Raw genomic sequence first — 15,166 nt, 5'->3', positions numbered from 1 at the left:
CCTGTGGTGTGAGGGTCGAGGAGGTGGGGGTGGGATGCCCGGTCGGCCGCGTGAGGCGCGACCGGGCATCCCGAATCCGACTAGCCCTTGGGCTGGAAGTCGTAGATCGCCGGGTACGCGTTGGTCGGGAGCATCTCGACCGTCGTGTTCGCGTCCGTCGCGACGCTGCCCTGCACCCGGTAGAAGGGAGCGAACCACGCCTGCTCGACGATGTACTTGTTCAGCTCAGCAGCGCCCTCGGCCTGGGTGGCCTCGTCGCCGAACTGGATCTTCTGGATGAGGGCGTCAACCTCGGGGTCCTCGTACTTGAACGGGTTGAAGACGGCCGTCGGCGCGATCATGAACTGGATGAGCTGCCAGTCCGGGTTCTGCTCGAGAGCCATGAACGACGCCGGGTACTTCGGCGCGAGGAGGTCGGCGATGAAGTTCTCTGCCGGGGTCTCGACGCCCTCCACCGTGATGCCCACCTCGGCGAGCTGCTGCTCGATGAGGGTGTAGGTCGCGGCGCCCAGGAGCGACACGGTCGGCATCTGGATGGTGAGGCCGTCCGCGTAGCCCGCGTCGGCGAGCAACTCCTTCGCCTTCTCCGGGTCGTACGTGTAGTACGAGTCGAGCTCGGGGTCGTAGCCGGCGCTGGAGGTCGGGAAGACCTGCGTGGTCACGGTTCCGTTGCCGAGCTGGAGGGCCTGCAGCATCCCCTCGCGGTCGAAGGCGAAGTTGATCGCCTGGCGCACGCGGACGTCGGCGAGCGCCGGGTTCTGCGTTCCCGCGCGGTCGAGCAGCAGCATGCCCTGGAAGTCGAGCTCGTTGGCGTTGATGGTCCAGCCGGCGCCCTCGACCTCGGCGAGGTTGTCGTTGCTCGCGAGCTTGACGCCGTTCGCCTCGCCCGCCTTGATCGCGTTGAGCGCGGCGGTCGGGTCGGCGAGCACGTTGATGACGAGCTTGTCGTAGTGCTGGAGGTCGGGGTTCCAGTAGTCCGGGTTCGCGGTGTACACGTAGCTCGTGCCCGTCACCGTCGTGGCCGTGTCCAGGATGTACGGGCCGGAGCCGATCGGGTCGGTCGCGGCGTCGGCGCTGTCGAACTGCGCCGGGCTGCCGATGAGACCGGGGTCGCGGGTGAAGTAGTTGAGGAGCGCGGGGTCGGGGGCTCCGAGGGTGATGACGACGGTCGTGTCATCCGGTGCCTCGATGCTCGTGATCCCGGAGAGGTAGCCCGCGTCGGGCGAGGTGCCCGTCTGGAAGCGCTCGAGGTTCTGCTTGACGACATCGGCGGTGAGCTTGGTGCCGTCGGTGAACTCGACGTCGTCGCGGATGGTCAGGGTGAGGACGGTGTTGTCGTCGTTGTACGACCAGTCGCTCGCGAGGAACGGCTCGATGGTGCCCTCGGGGGTCGCGAGGAGGAGGGTGTCGTAGACGGCCTGGTAGTAGGGGGCGCGGTTGCCCCACTCCGCGCCGGACGGGTCGAACGTGGTGGGGGCGAAGACGGCGCCGAGGGTGAGCGTGCTCGACCCTTCGGAACCGGAGTCCCCTGCCGCGCAGCCGGTCAGCGCGAGCGCTGCGGCTGCCACGACGGCTGCTGTGGCCTTCCAACGGAACATCTTTGGTCCCTTTCGGATTCAGGGCGACTCCTCGGTGAGCCGCCGTGGGTGGAGACGCTAGCACGAAAACCTAGTGACCACTAGATTTTTGTTTTCGAGGATGACACAGTAGTGATCGAGCCGGTGGATAAGGTCAGTGCAGACCCGTAAGAGCTCAGGAGTAATCGTGACGATCGACGAGACCGCGCGCCCCCGAGGCAAGCGCGGACCGTACGCGAAGAGCGAGGAGAAGCGCGGCCTCATCCTCGAAGCCGCCCTCGAGGTGTTCGCCCAATCCGGCTATCGGGCCGGCTCGCTGCGCGACGTCGCCCTCAAGGTCGGCATGAGCGAAGCCGGGCTCCTGCACCACTTTCAGAACAAGAGCGCCCTCCTCGCCGCCGTGCTCGAACGCCGCGACGACCACGCGCGCGACATGATCGACTTCAGCGGACCGGGCCGCAAGACGCTCACCGACCTCATCGAGCTGGTGCGCTACAACTCCACCATCCCCGGGGTCGTCGAGCTCTACTGCATCCTCTCCGCCGAGGCGACCTCGCCCGATCATCCCGCCCACGCGTTCTTCGTCGACCGCTACCAGGACACCACCTCGTCGATCACGGGGGCGTTCACCGACATGGAGCAGCGGGGGCAGCTGCGCCCCGGCATCAACCCGGCCGCGGCAAGCCGCGCACTCATCGCGCTCATGGACGGCCTCCAGGTGCAGTGGCTGCTCAACCGCGACTCCGTCGACATGGTCGAGGACATCCGCGGGTTCCTCTCCGCCGTCGCGACCGAGCCGTTCTGACGATGAAGCGCACCCCGCTCCACGACGGCTGGACCGTCGGACCCAAGCGCGGCCTGTTCGACGGCCTCTCCGGCGCCGCCGAGCCGACCCCCGTGCGCCTCCCCCACGACGCCATGCTCGGGATGCCCCGCTCCGCCGACGCGCCGTCCGGCGCGCACGGCGCCTACTTCGCCGGAGGCGCGGTCGAGTACTCGCGCGCCCTGCAGCTCGAGCCCGACACCGTGAACGAGCTCGTCTTCGACGGCGTCTACCGCGACGCGATGGTCTTCGTGAACGACTCCTTCGCCGGCCAGAGCCCGGGGGGCTACTCGCGGTTCGCGGTCCGGCTCGACCCGTTCGTGGGCGCCGACGGGGTAGTTGAGGTGCGGGTGGAGGCGCGGTCGCACCGCGACTCGCGGTGGTACTCGGGCCTGGGCATCCACCGCTCCGTCGCCCTGCTGTCGTCGCCGCTCGTGCACGTCGCGCGCGACGGCGTCGTCGTCACCACGCCCGAGCTCGACGATGAGGGAGCCCTCGTCGCGGTCGCCGTCACCGTCGCCAACGACTCGCTGCGCACCGCGACGCCCGTCGTGACCGTGGTGCTCACCGGACCCGACGGCGCCGAGGTCGGCCGCGACCGGATGCCCGTCACCCTGCTGTCCGGCGAGCACGGGGTCGTGCGCTCCCGGATCTGGCTCCAGTCGCCACAGCGCTGGGACATCGACTCGCCGACGCTGTACCGGGCGACGGTCACGGTGGGCGCCGATACTGCGGCCGCCGACTCCGAGTCGGTCGCGTTCGGCATCCGCTCGCTGCAGCTCGACGCGAAGCACGGGCTGCGCCTCAACGGGCGCACCGTGAAACTGCGGGGCGCGTGCATCCACCACGACAACGGCGTGATCGGAGCGCGGTCGATCGCCCGCGCCGAGGAGCGGCGCGTCGAGCTGCTGCGCGACGCCGGCTTCACCGCCATCCGCAGCGCCCACAACCCGCTCTCGGTCGAGCTCCTCGACGCCTGCGACCGGCTCGGGATGCTCGTCATGGACGAGTCCTTCGACATGTGGGCCGAGTCGAAGTCGCCGTTCGACTACTCGCTCGCCTTCCCGGAGTGGTGGGAGCGCGACCTCGAATCGATGGTCGCAAAAGACATCAACCACCCCTCCGTGGTGTTCTACTCGATCGGCAACGAGATCCCCGAGACCGGTCGGCCGCACGGGTCGCGGATGGGGCGGCTGCTCGCCGAAAAGCTCCACGAGCTCGACCCGACACGGTTCACCACCAACAGCATCAACGGGCTCGTCTCGGTGCTGCGCGAGCTGCCGCCGATGGCCGGTGGCGCCGACGTCAACACCGCGATGGCCGACATGGGCGACGTTATGACCGACCTCATCGGCTCCAACCTCGTCACCGACCGCACTGAGGAGAGCTTCGCGGCGGTGGACGCGGCCGGCTTCAACTACGGCGACAGCCGGTACGCGACGGATGCCACAGCATTCCCGAACCGCGTGATGATCGGCACCGAGACCTTCCCCACCCGCATCGACCGCAACTGGCAGCTCGTGCTCGACCACCCGCACGTCGTCGGCGACTTCACCTGGACCGGCTGGGACTACCTCGGCGAAGCAGGGATCGGCCGCGTCGACCACGCAGAAGTGCCGGGTGCCTTCGACACCTCCGGCCCGTACCCCTGGCAGCTCGCGTGGTGCGGCGACCTCGACATCACCGGGTACCGGCGGCCCGTGTCGTACTTCCGGGAGATCGTGTTCGGACTGCGCGCCGAGCCCTACATCGCCGTCACCCGACCCGCCCCGGGCGTTCCCCTCGCAGGGCCCTGGTCGTGGACCGACTCCCTCGCCTCCTGGACGTGGGATGCTCCGCTCGGCACCCCCCTCGAGGTCGAGGTGTACACCTCGGCCGACGCCGTCGAACTCCTCCTCGACGGGGTGTCGCTCGGGACGGCGGTGACGGAGCGGTTCCGCGCGAGATTCGTCGTGCCGTGGCGCCCCGGGCGGCTCGAAGCAGTGACTCGCACCGGCGAGCGCTGGGCGCTCGCTACCGCGGACGGGGATGCTCAGCTCGTCGCCGTGGCGGACCGGGCGGGCATCCGGGCCTCCGACGACGACCTCGCCTTCGTGACGATCGAGCTGCACGCGGGCGACGTACTCGACCCGCGGGTCGACCGCCTCGTGTCGGTCGCGGTCGACGGTCCCGGCGAGCTGCTCGGCTTCGGCAGCGCACGCCCCGACACGACCGAGTCGTACCTAAGCGCGACAGCGACCACGTTCGAGGGTCGCGCGCTCGCGGTCATCCGCCCGACCGCTGCCGGCGCGATCACGGTCACCGCGACCGCGGAAGGGCTCGAGCCCGCCGTGACGACGATCACGGCGGGCTGAGCTCGTCCCCGCCGGAAGCCCGCCCCGCGCTTTTCGGCGCGATCCAAGCGCCTCGGCGTGCGGATTCCGCCGAAAGCGGCGGATCGGCACCGGCGCACCTCCTCGCTTGCGCCCTCGCGCCCTGCCGTCGTAGGCTGTCCCCGCACTTAAAACGATTCAACGCATCGATTCAACGGGGAACGACATGCACCGTGTCTGCTTCCAGCTTCACGTGAAGCCGGATCGCATCGCCGAGTACCGCGAGGCGCACGCCGCCGTGTGGCCCGAGATGCTCCAGGCCATCGCCAACTCCGGCCGCCGCAACTACTCGCTGTTCCTCCGCGAGGACGGGCTGCTCATCGGCTACTACGAGACCGACGACGACCGGGCATCCCAGGCGGCGCTCGCCGCCGACCCGCGCACTGCCGCGTGGGAGGCCGCCATGTCCGACTTCTTCGTGGCGCTCGACGGTCGCCCCGACCAGAACGCCCAGACCCTCGACGAGGTCTTCAACCTCGAAGATCAGCTAGCAAAGGAAAACCAGTGACCCACTCATTCGAGTCCATCGCCCCGCTCCTCGAGGGGCAGGCCATCGAGCTGCCCTCGTGGGCGTTCGGCAACTCCGGCACGCGCTTCAAGGTATTCGCGACGCCCGGCACGCCCCGCACCGTGGAGGAGAAGATCACGGATGCCGCGAAGGTGAACGAGCTCACCGGGCTCGCGCCGACGGTCGCCCTGCACATCCCGTGGGACAAGGTCGATGACTACGCCGCGCTCTCCGCCTTCGCGCAGGACAAGGGCGTGAAGCTCGGCACGATCAACTCGAACACCTTCCAGGACGACATCTACAAGTTCGGCTCGCTCACGCACGTCGACAAGGCGGTGCGCCAGAAGGCGATCGACCACCACTTCGAGTGCATCGACATCATGAACGCGACCGGGTCGCGAGACCTCAAGATCTGGCTCGCCGACGGCACCAACTACCCCGGTCAGGGCGACCTCCGCGGCCGCCAGGACCGGCTCGCGGAGTCGCTCGCGACGATCTACGAGCGCATCGGCGAGAACCAGCGGCTCGTGCTCGAGTACAAGTTCTTCGAGCCCGCGTTCTACCACACCGACGTTCCGGACTGGGGCACGAGCTACGCCCAGGTGAGCGCCCTCGGCGAGCGCGCCACCGTGTGCCTCGACACCGGCCACCACGCCCCCGGCACGAACATCGAGTTCATCGTCATGCAGCTGCTGCGCCTCGGCAAGCTCGGCTCGTTCGACTTCAACTCGCGCTTCTACGCCGACGACGACCTCATCGTCGGCGCGGCCGACCCGTTCCAGCTGTTCCGCATCATCTTCGAGGTGGTGCGGGGTGGCGGCTACGGCAGCGACTCCGACGTGGCGTTCATGCTCGACCAGTGCCACAACGTCGAGGACAAGATCCCGGGCCAGATCCGCTCCGTGCTCAACGTGCAGGAGATGACGGCCCGCGCCCTCCTCGTCGACCGGGATGCCCTGCTCGCCGCCGAGAAGGCCGGCGACGTGCTCACCGCCAACGCCGTGCTCATGGACGCGTTCTACACCGACGTGCGCCCGGCTCTCGCGGGTTGGCGCGAGTCGCGCGGCCTCCCCGCCGACCCGATGGCGGCGTACGCGGCATCCGGCTACCAGGCGCAGATCGCGGCGGACCGCGTCGGCGGCCAGCAGGCGGGCTGGGGAGCGTGAGGCCGACAGCATCGCTGTCGGTCTCCACGCTCTAGCGACGCCACAGCGTCGCACCCTCGGCAGCCACTCGAGGGTTCGGGGGCGGCGTGATAGCGTCGCCCCCGGAATCCACATCCACTCAGTACCACCGTCGCGACGGCGCACGCGGCCCGATCAAGGGACCGTTCCGTCATGTCCGATTCACTCTCGACCCTCCTCGCGCCGTTCGAGCGGCGCCAGACCCGCATCGGCCTCGTCGCCGGGGGGCTCGGCGCGTACTGGCCGCAGTTCCCGCAGCTGCTCCCCCAGCTGAAGGAGTCGACCGCCTACGTCGTCGAACGCTTCCAGCAGATGGATGCCTCGGTCACCGACGTCGGGTTCGTCTCCGACGCCCCCGAGGCAGCCGTCGCCGCCGAGCGCCTCCGCCAGGCCGACTGCGACCTCATCGTGATGTTCATCACGACCTACCTCACCTCGTCGATGGTGCTGCCGATCGCGCAGCGCGCGGGCGTGCCGGTGCTCGTGATCGACCTGCAGCCGACGACGAAGATGGACCACGCGGTGTTCGGCACGGGCGAGTGGCTCGCGTACTGCGGTCAGTGCTCGATCCCGGAGATCGGCAACGTGTTCCGGCGGTCGGGCATCCCGTTCCGTTCCGTCTCGGGGTGGCTGCGGCAGGATTCCGCGTGGGAGCGCATCGGCCAGTGGGTACGGGCGGCCGGGGTTCGCGCCCGCTTGCGCCACGCCCGGCACGGGCTCATGGGCCACCTCTACCCGGGGATGCTGGATGTCTCGACCGACCTCACTCTCCTGCCGACGACGTTCGGCTCGCACGTCGAGGTGCTCGAGTTCGACGACCTGCGCCAGCGCGGCGAGAAGGTCACCGATGCGGAGGTGCGCGCCCGCATGGACCTCGCCCGCGAGATCTTCGAGCTCGACGCATCCGTCGTCGACGAGGACTTCGCGTGGGGCGCCACGGTCTCCGTCGCCCTCGACCGGCTCGTGGAGGACTTCGACCTCGACACGCTCGCGTACTACCACCGCGGCCTCGACGGTGAGCAGCACGAGCGGCTCGGGGCGGGGATGATCCTGGGGGCGTCGCTGCTGACGGCGCGCGGCATTCCCGCCGCCGGCGAGTACGAGCTGCGCACCACGGTCGCCCAGCTCGTCGCGCAATCGGTGGGGGCGGGCGGGTCGTTCACCGAGATCCAGGCGCTCAACTTCGAGGACGACGTCGTCGAGATGGGTCACGACGGGCCGGCGCACCTCGCCGTGTCGGCGCGGCAGCCCCTGCTGCGCGGCCTCGGGGTCTACCACGGCAAGCGCGGCTGGGGGGTCTCGGTCGAGTTCGATGTGAAGGCCGGCCCGGTGACGCTCCTCGGCCTCGGCCAGGACCGCGACGGCTCCCTCGTCTTCATCGCCTCCGAGGGCACGGTCGTGCCCGGGCCCCTGCTCGAGATCGGCAACACGACGTCGCGTGTCGACTTCGGGAGGGACCCGGGCGAGTGGGTGGACGACTGGTCGCAGACCGGCGTCGGCCACCACTGGGCGCTCGGGGTCGGGCACCGCGCGGCCGACTACAAGGCGGCGGCGAGCCTGCTGGGGGTGGAGTTCCGGCTGGTGTGAGCCGGGCGTCCGGGACGGCGGCTCAGCGCATCCGGCGCCGGTAGACGGTGATCGCGAGCGCGGCGGCGACGACGAGGATGCCCGTGCACCACGCGAGCGCGATCCACAGCTCCGCGCCCACCGGCCGCTGCTCCAGGAGCGCTCGGATGGAGTTGACGATCGACGTCACCGGCTGATTCTCGGCGAACCACCGCACCGGTCCCGGCATCGACTCGGTCGGCACGAAGGCCGACGACAGGAACGGCAGGAAGATGAGCGGGTAGCTGAACGCGCTCGCCCCGTCGACCGACTTCGCCGTGAGTCCCGCGAGCACCGCGAGCCAGGTGAGCGCGAGCGTGAAGAGCACGAGGATGCCCGTCACCGCGAGCCACGCCCCGACGCCCGCTCCCGACCGGAACCCGATGGCGAGGGCGATGCCGACGACGAGCACGAGCGAGACGAGGTTCGCGACGAGCGAGGTGAGCACATGCGCCCACAGCACCGACGACCGGGCGATCGGCATGGACTGGAACCGCTCGACGATGCCGCCCTGCAGATCGAGGAAGAGCCGGTACGACGTGTAGGCGACCCCCGACGCGACCGTGATGAGCAGGATGCCCGGCAGCAGGTACGTCGCATAGTTGCCCTCACCGACTCCCGCCCCGGTGTCGATGGCGCCGCCGAACACGAACACGAACAGCAGCAGGAACGCGATCGGCATGATCGCGGTCGTGATGATCGTGTCGGGGCTGCGCAGGATGTGGGTGAGCGAGCGGCGGGTGAGAACGGCGGTGTCGCCGAGAGCGTGCGTGGTCATGGGTCAGGCCTCCTGGGTCACGGGGGCGTCCTCCCCGACGATCGCGAAGAACACCTCCTCGAGGGTGGGCTGCTTCTCGACGTACTCGACGGTCGCCGCGGGCAGCAGTGTCTTGAGCTCCGCGAGGGTGCCGTTCGCGATGATGCGCCCCCGGTGGAGGATGGCGATTCGGTCGGCGAGCTGCTCGGCCTCCTCGAGGTACTGCGTCGTCAGGAGCACGGTCGTGCCGTTCGCCGCGAGCTCGCGCACGGCATCCCACACCTCCACGCGCGCCTGCGGGTCGAGACCCGTCGTCGGCTCGTCGAGGAAGACCACCTTCGGATCGCCGATGAGGCTCATGGCGATGTCGAGGCGCCGCCGCATCCCGCCCGAGTAGGTGGCGGCCTTGCGACCGCCCGCCTCGGTGAGCGAGAAGCGCTCGAGGAGTGCGTCGGCGATCTGCCGCGGATCCTTCTGGTGGCGCAGCCGAGCGATGAGCTCGAGGTTCTCCCGGCCGCTGAGCCGCTCGTCGACGGCGGCGAACTGGCCGGTGAGGCTGATCGACTCCCGCACAGCGGCGGGGTGCGCAGTGACGTCGTGGCCGTCGACGACGGCAGTGCCGGCATCCGGTCGAAGCAAGGTCGAGAGGATGCGCACCACCGTCGTCTTGCCGGCCCCGTTGGAGCCGAGCAGAGCGAAGATGCTGCCGCGCTCGACCTCGAAGTCGACGCCGGTGAGCACCTCGAGCGCGCCGTACGACTTGCGCAGGCCGGCGACCTGGAGTGCGGCGGTCATCGTGCTCCTCCCTCGGCGTCGTCGATTGCGCGGGCGAGTCGCTCGCGTTCCTTGTCGACCCACTGGTGGCCGGAGTAGGCGCGGGCGAAGTCGTCCGCGAACGACGACGGGTCGTCCCCGACGATGGACCGCACGGGAGTGCCGTCGGCAGCCGCCCGCTCCCAGAGTTCGACGAAGTCGCCGAACATCGTGACGAGCGCGGTGCCGTCGACGATGCCGCCGTTGACGGTGAGGTACCGCTCGACGGCCTTCGCCGCCGCGAGGTACGGCTCCGGCAGTGCCTCGAGGCGCCCCCGCAACTGCTTGTACTGCTTCTTCTGCTCGAGCGATCCGGTGATCTTCTCGATCCACATGGTCACTCCCCCTTCTTCTTGATCGCTTCGGTGATGGATGCGGCGAGCCGGTCGCGCTCCTTACGGATCCAGCTGCCGCCTCCGTAGTTGGCCATGAAGGCCTCGGCGAACTCGACGGGGTCATCCCCCACGAGATCGCGGATGGCGAGGTCGTCGGCCGCGCTGCGCTCCATGAGCTCGGCGAGGTCGTCGAGCATCGCGATGAGCGTCGGGCCGTCGTCGCTCGGGCCGAGGTACATGACGTACCGCTCGAGGGCGGCAGCCGCTTCCCGGTACCCGGTCGGCAGGGCCTTCACCCGACGCTTGTACTCGCGGTAGCGCTTCTTGTCGCCGAGGTCGCCTGTCAGCTTTTCGATCCACATGTCACTGTCCTTCCTTGCGGAGCTGTTCCAGTCGCTCGGAGAGGAAGCCCCAGTTGTTCCAGAACTCGTCGAGGTACTCGCGGCCGGCGGCGTTGAGCGAGTACACCTTGCGCGGAGGCCCCTTCTCGGAGGGCACCTTCTCGACGTCGACGAGTCCGCGCTGCTCGATGCGCACGAGGAGCGCATAGATCGTGCCCTCGGCGATGTCGGAGAACCCCTGCTCGCGCAGCCACGTCGTGATCTCGTACCCGTACGCGGCGCGACCGGCGAGGATCGCGAGCACGATGCCCTCCAGGGTTCCCTTGAGCATCTCGGTGATCTGCTTGGGCATCGGCATCCTTCCACTACTGAGTGTCGCTGGTATTCAGCGTCACTGACTACTAGTACATAGTAACGCTGAATACCGCGAGCGCAAGTGGCTAGTTCTGCGAGTGTGATGGTGTGGCGGGTGAGGGCACCCCGTTACCCACCACAACCTCACACTCGGCGAGGAGAGCACCGACCCCGTACCCTGAACCCATGTCCACCCCGCTGCCCGCCAACCGGCGCTCGCGACTGCTCGAGATCCTCGAGCGCGACGGCGCGATCCGGCTCGAGTCGGCGGCGGCCGAGCTCGACGTGTCGGTGATGACCGTGCGGCGCGACATCCAGGACATGGATGCCGAGGGACTGCTGCGCCGCGTGCGAGGCGGCGCGATCGCCCCGGTGCTCCCGCGCGCGTTCGGGGAGCGGGCCGCGACGCGCTCGGCCGCGAAGGCCGCCATCGCCCGGAAGGCCGCCGCGCTGCTGCCCGTCGAGGGGGCTGCCGCCTTCGACGCCTCCACGACCTCCGGTGCCCTGATCTCGCTCCTGAGCGCTCAGCACCTCGTCGTCGCCACGAACTCGATCGACAACGCCGCGGTGGCCCGCCGCCGCCCGGGCGTGCGCTCGATCGTCGTCGGCGGGGAGCTCGAGGAACGCACCGGCAGTCTCGTCGGGCCCACCGCCGAGCTCGTCGCGGCGAGCATGAGCTACTCGCGCTTCTTCACGTCGGCGAGCGCGGTGCATCCCGAGTTCGGCATGAGCGAGGTGAGTCTCGACGAGGCGAGCGTCAAGGCGACGTTCGCGAGCCGCGCCGACGAGACCGTGCTGCTCGCGGATGCCTCCAAGCTCGGGCAGCAGGTGCTCGCGCGCGCCCTCGGCTGGAGTGAGATCGATGTGCTCGTCACCGAGCTCGACCCCCGCGACGACCGTCTCGACCCCTACCGCGACCTTGTCGAGATCCTCTAGGGATGTTAGATTCTGCAAGACTTAACAGAATCTAACAAAGGCTTCCCCCATGGCTGACTCCGCCGCCGCAGACCTCATCGCCCGCTCCAACCGTTTGGGCTCCGACCCGCGCGTCACCAACTACGCGGGCGGCAACACGTCCGCGAAGGGACTCGCGACAGACCCCGTCACCGGCGAGGAGATCGAGCTGCTGTGGGTCAAGGGCTCCGGCGGCGACCTCGGCACCCTCACCGAGTCCGGCCTCGCCGTGCTGCGGATGGATCGGATGCGCGCCCTCGTCGACGTCTACCCCGGCGTCGAGCGAGAAGACGAGATGGTCGCCGCGTTCGACTACGCGCTACACGGCAAGGGCGGCGCCGCCCCCTCGATCGACACAGCGATGCACGGCCTCGTGAACGCCAAGCACGTCGACCACCTGCACCCCGACTCCGGCATCGCGATCGCCACCGCCAAGGACGGCGAGAAGCTCACCAAGAAGATCTTCGGCGACAAGGTCGTGTGGGTGCCGTGGCGCCGCCCCGGCTTCCAGCTCGGACTCGACATCGCCGCGATCAAGGAGGCGAACCCGAACGCGATCGGCTGCATCCTCGGCGGCCACGGCATCACCGCATGGGGTGACACGAGCAAGGAGGCCGAGAAGAACAGCCTCTGGATCATCACGACGGCCGAGGACTACATCGCCGCCAAGGGCAAGAAGAACCCGTTCGGCCGGGAGGTCAAGAAGAACCTCGCCCTCCCCGTCGCCGAGCGCCGCGCGAAGGCCGCCGCCCTCGCCGCCACCATTCGCGGCATCGCCTCCCACGACCGCCCGATGGTCGGGCACTTCACCGACGACCAGGTCGTGCTCGACTTCCTCGCCTCCGCGAACGCGCCCAAGCTCGCCGCGCTCGGCACGAGCTGCCCCGACCACTTCCTGCGCACGAAGGTCAAGCCGATGCTGCTGGACCTCCCGGCAGGAGCATCCGTCGAGGACTCCATCGCGCGCCTCAAGCAGCTGCACGAGGAGTACCGCAAGGACTACACGAAGTACTACGAGAAGCACGCCACAGCCGACTCGCCGGCCATGCGCGGCGCCGACCCGCTCATCGTGCTCGTGCCCGGCGTGGGCATGTTCAGCTACGGCGCGAACAAGCAGACGGCGCGCGTCGCGGGCGAGTTCTACATCAACGCCATCAACGTGATGCGCGGGGCCGAGTCGATCTCCACCTACGCGCCGATCTCCGACGCCGAGAAGTTCCGCATCGAGTACTGGGCGCTCGAGGAGGCGAAGCTCCAGCGCCTGCCTAAGCCGAAGTCGCACGCCACGCGCGTGGCCCTCGTCACGGGAGCCGCATCCGGAATCGGCAAGGCCATCGCGACCCGCCTCGCCGCCGACGGCGCGTGCGTCGTCATCGCCGACCTCGACCTCGCCAAGGCGCAGGAGGCGGCAGCCGAGATCGGGAACACCGACGTCGCCGTGGGCCTGCAGGTCAACGTCACCGATGCAGCCGCGATCGAGAAGATGGTGCACGATGCGGTGCTCGCGTTCGGCGGCATCGACATCGTCGTCAACAATGCGGGTGTGTCGCTCTCCAAGCCGCTCCTCGAGACGACCGAAGCCGACTGGGACTTCCAGCACGACATCATGGCGAAGGGCTCCTTCCTCGTCTCGAAGGCGACCGCGCCGATCCTCATCGAGCAGGGCATGGGCGGCGACGTCATCTACATCTCCTCCAAGAACTCCGTGTTCGCCGGCCCCAACAACATCGCCTACTCGGCGACGAAGGCCGACCAGGCCCACCAGGTGCGACTGCTCGCGGTCGAGCTCGGCGAGCACGGCGTCAAGGTCAACGGCATCAACCCCGACGGCGTCGTGCGCGGCTCCGGCATCTTCGCCGCCGGCTGGGGCGCGAACCGCGCGAAGACGTACGGCATCCCCGAGGAGGACCTCGGCAAGTTCTACGCGCAGCGCACCATCCTCAAGCGCGAGGTGCTGCCGGAGAACGTCGCCAACGCCGTCTCGGTGCTCACCGGCCCCGACCTGTCGCACACGACCGGGCTCCACATCCCCGTCGACGCGGGCGTCGCGGCGGCGTTCCTGCGATGAGCCGCGGCACGGGCTTCGTCGCCGCCGTCGACCTCGGGGCGACGAGCGGCCGCGTGATGCTCGGCCACGTCGGCCACAACGAGCTGAGCGTGCGGCCCGTCGCCCGGTTCCCCAACGGCCCCGTGCACCGCGCCGACGGGCTGCACTGGGACATCGAGGCCCTGCGCGGGCACGTGATGGCCGGGCTCGCCGCGGCCGTGCGGGAGGAGCCATCCGTCGCCAGCATCGGAGTCGACTCGTGGGCGGTCGACTACGCGCTCATCAAGGACGGGCGGATGCTCGGCGAGCCGTTCCACTACCGGGACGACCGCAACCTCGCGGCCGTGGAGCGCGTGCACTCGCTGGTGTCCCCGGCCGAGCTGTACGCCGCGAACGGGCTGCAGCACCTGCCGTTCAACACTCTCTTCCAGTTCTCGGCGGAGGAGTCGCTCGACGCGGACGCCTTCCTGCTCATCCCCGACCTGTTCGGCTACTGGCTCACCGGCCGCGCCTTCGCGGAGCGCACCAACGCGTCGACGACCGGACTGCTCTCGGTGACGAGCGGGCTGTGGGATGACGCACTCATCGAGCGACTGGGGCTCCCCCGTTCGATCTTCCCCACGCTCGTCGACCCCGGCACCTCGCTCGGCCCCCTCCTGCCCGAGGTCGCCCTTGAGATCGGTGCGGAGCTCTCCGTGACGGCAGTCGGGTCGCACGACACCGCCTCGGCCGTGGTGGCCGTGCCCGCGGCAACCGACGACTTCGCCTACATCTCGTGCGGGACCTGGGGGCTCGTGGGCGTCGAGCTCGAGCATCCGGTGCTCACCGAGGCGAGCCGCGCGGCGAACTTCACCAACGAGGGCGGCGTCGACGGCCGCGTGCGGTTCCTGCACAACGTCATGGGGCTGTGGCTGCTGTCGGAGTCGCTGCGCGCGTGGGGTCGGGACGACCTGCCCGAGCTGCTCGCGGCCGCGGCATCCGTCTCCGGGAGCGTGCCGGTGTTCGACGCGAACGACCCCGCGTTCCTCGCGCCGGGCGACATGCCCGACCGCATCGCGACGTGGTTCCGGGAACGGGGCATCCAGCCGCCCGCGAGCGAGGTCGAGATGGTGCGCTCCATCGTCGAGAGCCTGGCGGTCGCCTTCGCGGACGCCGTGCGCACCGCCTCGGAGCTGAGCGGCAAGGATGTCTCGGTCATCCACCTCGTGGGCGGCGGTTCCCAGAACGAGCTCCTGTGCCAGCTCACCGCCGACCGCTCCGGACTGCCCGTGCTCGCCGGGCCCGTCGAGGCGACCGCGATCGGCAACGTGCTCGTCCAGGCGCGAGCGCTCGGCCTCGCGTCGGGGTCGCTCGAGTCGCTGCGCTCGCTCGTGGCGGCGGCGTTCTCCCCGCGGCGGTACCTGCCCCGCTAGCCGGGTGCCGACGCCGAGTGTGACGGTGTTGCGGGTGCGGCACCGGGATGACCCGCCACAACCTCACACTCGCGCGCCGCGCGG

The 15,166-nt window shown here is 69.5% G+C and carries 14 protein-coding genes; 8 read left to right on the top strand and 6 right to left on the bottom strand.

All coding sequences use genetic code 11. The annotated features are described in order from the left end of the window. Nucleotides 1–80: 80 nt before the first annotated feature. Entirely contained in the window at nucleotides 81–1,598 is a 1,518-nt protein-coding gene (locus Q5716_RS00500) for an ABC transporter substrate-binding protein (RefSeq protein WP_305001131.1), read from the bottom strand. Between the two features lie 166 nt (nucleotides 1,599–1,764). On the opposite strand from Q5716_RS00500, the gene Q5716_RS00495 reads away from it, so the two are divergent. From Q5716_RS00495 to Q5716_RS00475, 5 genes are all read left to right on the top strand, one after another. Beyond that, nucleotides 1,765–2,382 (top strand): TetR/AcrR family transcriptional regulator, encoded by a 618-nt coding sequence (locus Q5716_RS00495; RefSeq protein WP_305001130.1) that lies wholly within the window; start codon nucleotides 1,765–1,767, stop codon nucleotides 2,380–2,382. Between the two features lie 2 nt (nucleotides 2,383–2,384). Beyond that, nucleotides 2,385–4,754, top strand: a complete 2,370-nt coding sequence (locus Q5716_RS00490) for a glycoside hydrolase family 2 TIM barrel-domain containing protein (protein WP_305001129.1) — start codon at nucleotides 2,385–2,387, stop codon at nucleotides 4,752–4,754. A gap of 184 nt (nucleotides 4,755–4,938) precedes the next feature. After that, nucleotides 4,939–5,280: an L-rhamnose mutarotase gene (locus Q5716_RS00485; protein WP_305001128.1), complete on the top strand. Its 342-nt coding sequence runs from the start codon at nucleotides 4,939–4,941 to the stop codon at nucleotides 5,278–5,280. Continuing rightward, a complete protein-coding gene (gene rhaI, locus Q5716_RS00480) occupies nucleotides 5,277–6,446 on the top strand; it encodes an L-rhamnose isomerase (RefSeq protein ID WP_305001127.1) in 1,170 nt (389 codons plus the stop codon). The genes Q5716_RS00485 and rhaI overlap by 4 nt, the downstream gene beginning before the upstream one ends. A gap of 171 nt (nucleotides 6,447–6,617) precedes the next feature. After that, entirely contained in the window at nucleotides 6,618–8,051 is a 1,434-nt protein-coding gene (locus tag Q5716_RS00475) for an L-fucose/L-arabinose isomerase family protein (protein WP_305001126.1), read from the top strand. A gap of 22 nt (nucleotides 8,052–8,073) precedes the next feature. Here Q5716_RS00475 and Q5716_RS00470 read toward each other — a convergent pair whose 3' ends face one another. The 5 genes from Q5716_RS00470 to Q5716_RS00450 are packed head-to-tail and all read right to left on the bottom strand — an operon-like array spanning nucleotide 8,074 to nucleotide 10,667. Further along, on the bottom strand, nucleotides 8,074–8,847 hold the full coding sequence (locus Q5716_RS00470) for an ABC transporter permease (protein ID WP_305001125.1): 774 nt from the start codon (nucleotides 8,845–8,847) through the stop codon (nucleotides 8,074–8,076). 3 nt (nucleotides 8,848–8,850) lie between these two features. Beyond that, nucleotides 8,851–9,621: an ABC transporter ATP-binding protein gene (locus tag Q5716_RS00465; RefSeq protein WP_305001124.1), complete on the bottom strand. Its 771-nt coding sequence runs from the start codon at nucleotides 9,619–9,621 to the stop codon at nucleotides 8,851–8,853. Next, on the bottom strand, nucleotides 9,618–9,974 hold the full coding sequence (locus Q5716_RS00460; RefSeq protein WP_305001123.1) for a DUF1048 domain-containing protein: 357 nt from the start codon (nucleotides 9,972–9,974) through the stop codon (nucleotides 9,618–9,620). Before Q5716_RS00460 ends, Q5716_RS00465 begins: the two co-directional genes overlap by 4 nt. A gap of 2 nt (nucleotides 9,975–9,976) precedes the next feature. After that, complete coding sequence (locus Q5716_RS00455; RefSeq protein WP_305001122.1) at nucleotides 9,977–10,336, bottom strand: DUF1048 domain-containing protein; 360 nt, start codon at nucleotides 10,334–10,336, stop codon at nucleotides 9,977–9,979. Between the two features lies 1 nt (nucleotide 10,337). After that, nucleotides 10,338–10,667 carry a PadR family transcriptional regulator gene (locus Q5716_RS00450; protein ID WP_305001121.1) on the bottom strand — a complete coding sequence of 110 codons (330 nt, stop codon included), beginning with the start codon at nucleotides 10,665–10,667 and terminating at the stop codon, nucleotides 10,338–10,340. Between the two features lie 188 nt (nucleotides 10,668–10,855). On the opposite strand from Q5716_RS00450, the gene Q5716_RS00445 reads away from it, so the two are divergent. The 3 genes from Q5716_RS00445 to Q5716_RS00435 are packed head-to-tail and all read left to right on the top strand — an operon-like array spanning nucleotide 10,856 to nucleotide 15,082. Continuing rightward, complete coding sequence (locus Q5716_RS00445; protein WP_305001120.1) at nucleotides 10,856–11,605, top strand: DeoR/GlpR family DNA-binding transcription regulator; 750 nt, start codon at nucleotides 10,856–10,858, stop codon at nucleotides 11,603–11,605. Between the two features lie 49 nt (nucleotides 11,606–11,654). Further along, nucleotides 11,655–13,691 carry a bifunctional aldolase/short-chain dehydrogenase gene (locus Q5716_RS00440; protein ID WP_305001119.1) on the top strand — a complete coding sequence of 679 codons (2,037 nt, stop codon included), beginning with the start codon at nucleotides 11,655–11,657 and terminating at the stop codon, nucleotides 13,689–13,691. Beyond that, nucleotides 13,688–15,082 carry a rhamnulokinase gene (locus tag Q5716_RS00435; protein ID WP_305001118.1) on the top strand — a complete coding sequence of 465 codons (1,395 nt, stop codon included), beginning with the start codon at nucleotides 13,688–13,690 and terminating at the stop codon, nucleotides 15,080–15,082. The genes Q5716_RS00440 and Q5716_RS00435 overlap by 4 nt, the downstream gene beginning before the upstream one ends. The last annotated feature ends 84 nt before the right edge of the window (nucleotides 15,083–15,166 follow it).

This window comes from Antiquaquibacter soli (genome assembly GCF_030580675.1).
Taxonomy (GTDB): Bacteria; Actinomycetota; Actinomycetes; order Actinomycetales; family Microbacteriaceae; genus Rhodoglobus; species Rhodoglobus soli.
Note: the sequence above shows the minus strand (reverse complement) of the source record. Positions and strands in the feature narration are given on the sequence as shown.

Bases quoted from the DNA above. Each gene is read 5' to 3' on its own strand.
- Q5716_RS00435 (WP_305001118.1), top strand. From the start codon at position 13,688: ATGAGCCGCGGCACGGGCTTCGTCGCCGCCGTCGACCTCGGGGCGACG.
- Q5716_RS00485 (WP_305001128.1), top strand. From the start codon at position 4,939: ATGCACCGTGTCTGCTTCCAGCTTCACGTGAAGCCGGATCGCATCGCC.
- Q5716_RS00490 (WP_305001129.1), top strand. From the start codon at position 2,385: ATGAAGCGCACCCCGCTCCACGACGGCTGGACCGTCGGACCCAAGCGC.
- Q5716_RS00500 (WP_305001131.1), bottom strand. From the start codon at position 1,598: ATGTTCCGTTGGAAGGCCACAGCAGCCGTCGTGGCAGCCGCAGCGCTC.
- Q5716_RS00470 (WP_305001125.1), bottom strand. From the start codon at position 8,847: ATGACCACGCACGCTCTCGGCGACACCGCCGTTCTCACCCGCCGCTCG.
- Q5716_RS00475 (WP_305001126.1), top strand. From the start codon at position 6,618: ATGTCCGATTCACTCTCGACCCTCCTCGCGCCGTTCGAGCGGCGCCAG.
- Q5716_RS00465 (WP_305001124.1), bottom strand. From the start codon at position 9,621: ATGACCGCCGCACTCCAGGTCGCCGGCCTGCGCAAGTCGTACGGCGCG.
- Q5716_RS00455 (WP_305001122.1), bottom strand. From the start codon at position 10,336: ATGTGGATCGAAAAGCTGACAGGCGACCTCGGCGACAAGAAGCGCTAC.
- Q5716_RS00440 (WP_305001119.1), top strand. From the start codon at position 11,655: ATGGCTGACTCCGCCGCCGCAGACCTCATCGCCCGCTCCAACCGTTTG.
- Q5716_RS00445 (WP_305001120.1), top strand. From the start codon at position 10,856: ATGTCCACCCCGCTGCCCGCCAACCGGCGCTCGCGACTGCTCGAGATC.
- Q5716_RS00450 (WP_305001121.1), bottom strand. From the start codon at position 10,667: ATGCCCAAGCAGATCACCGAGATGCTCAAGGGAACCCTGGAGGGCATC.
- Q5716_RS00460 (WP_305001123.1), bottom strand. From the start codon at position 9,974: ATGTGGATCGAGAAGATCACCGGATCGCTCGAGCAGAAGAAGCAGTAC.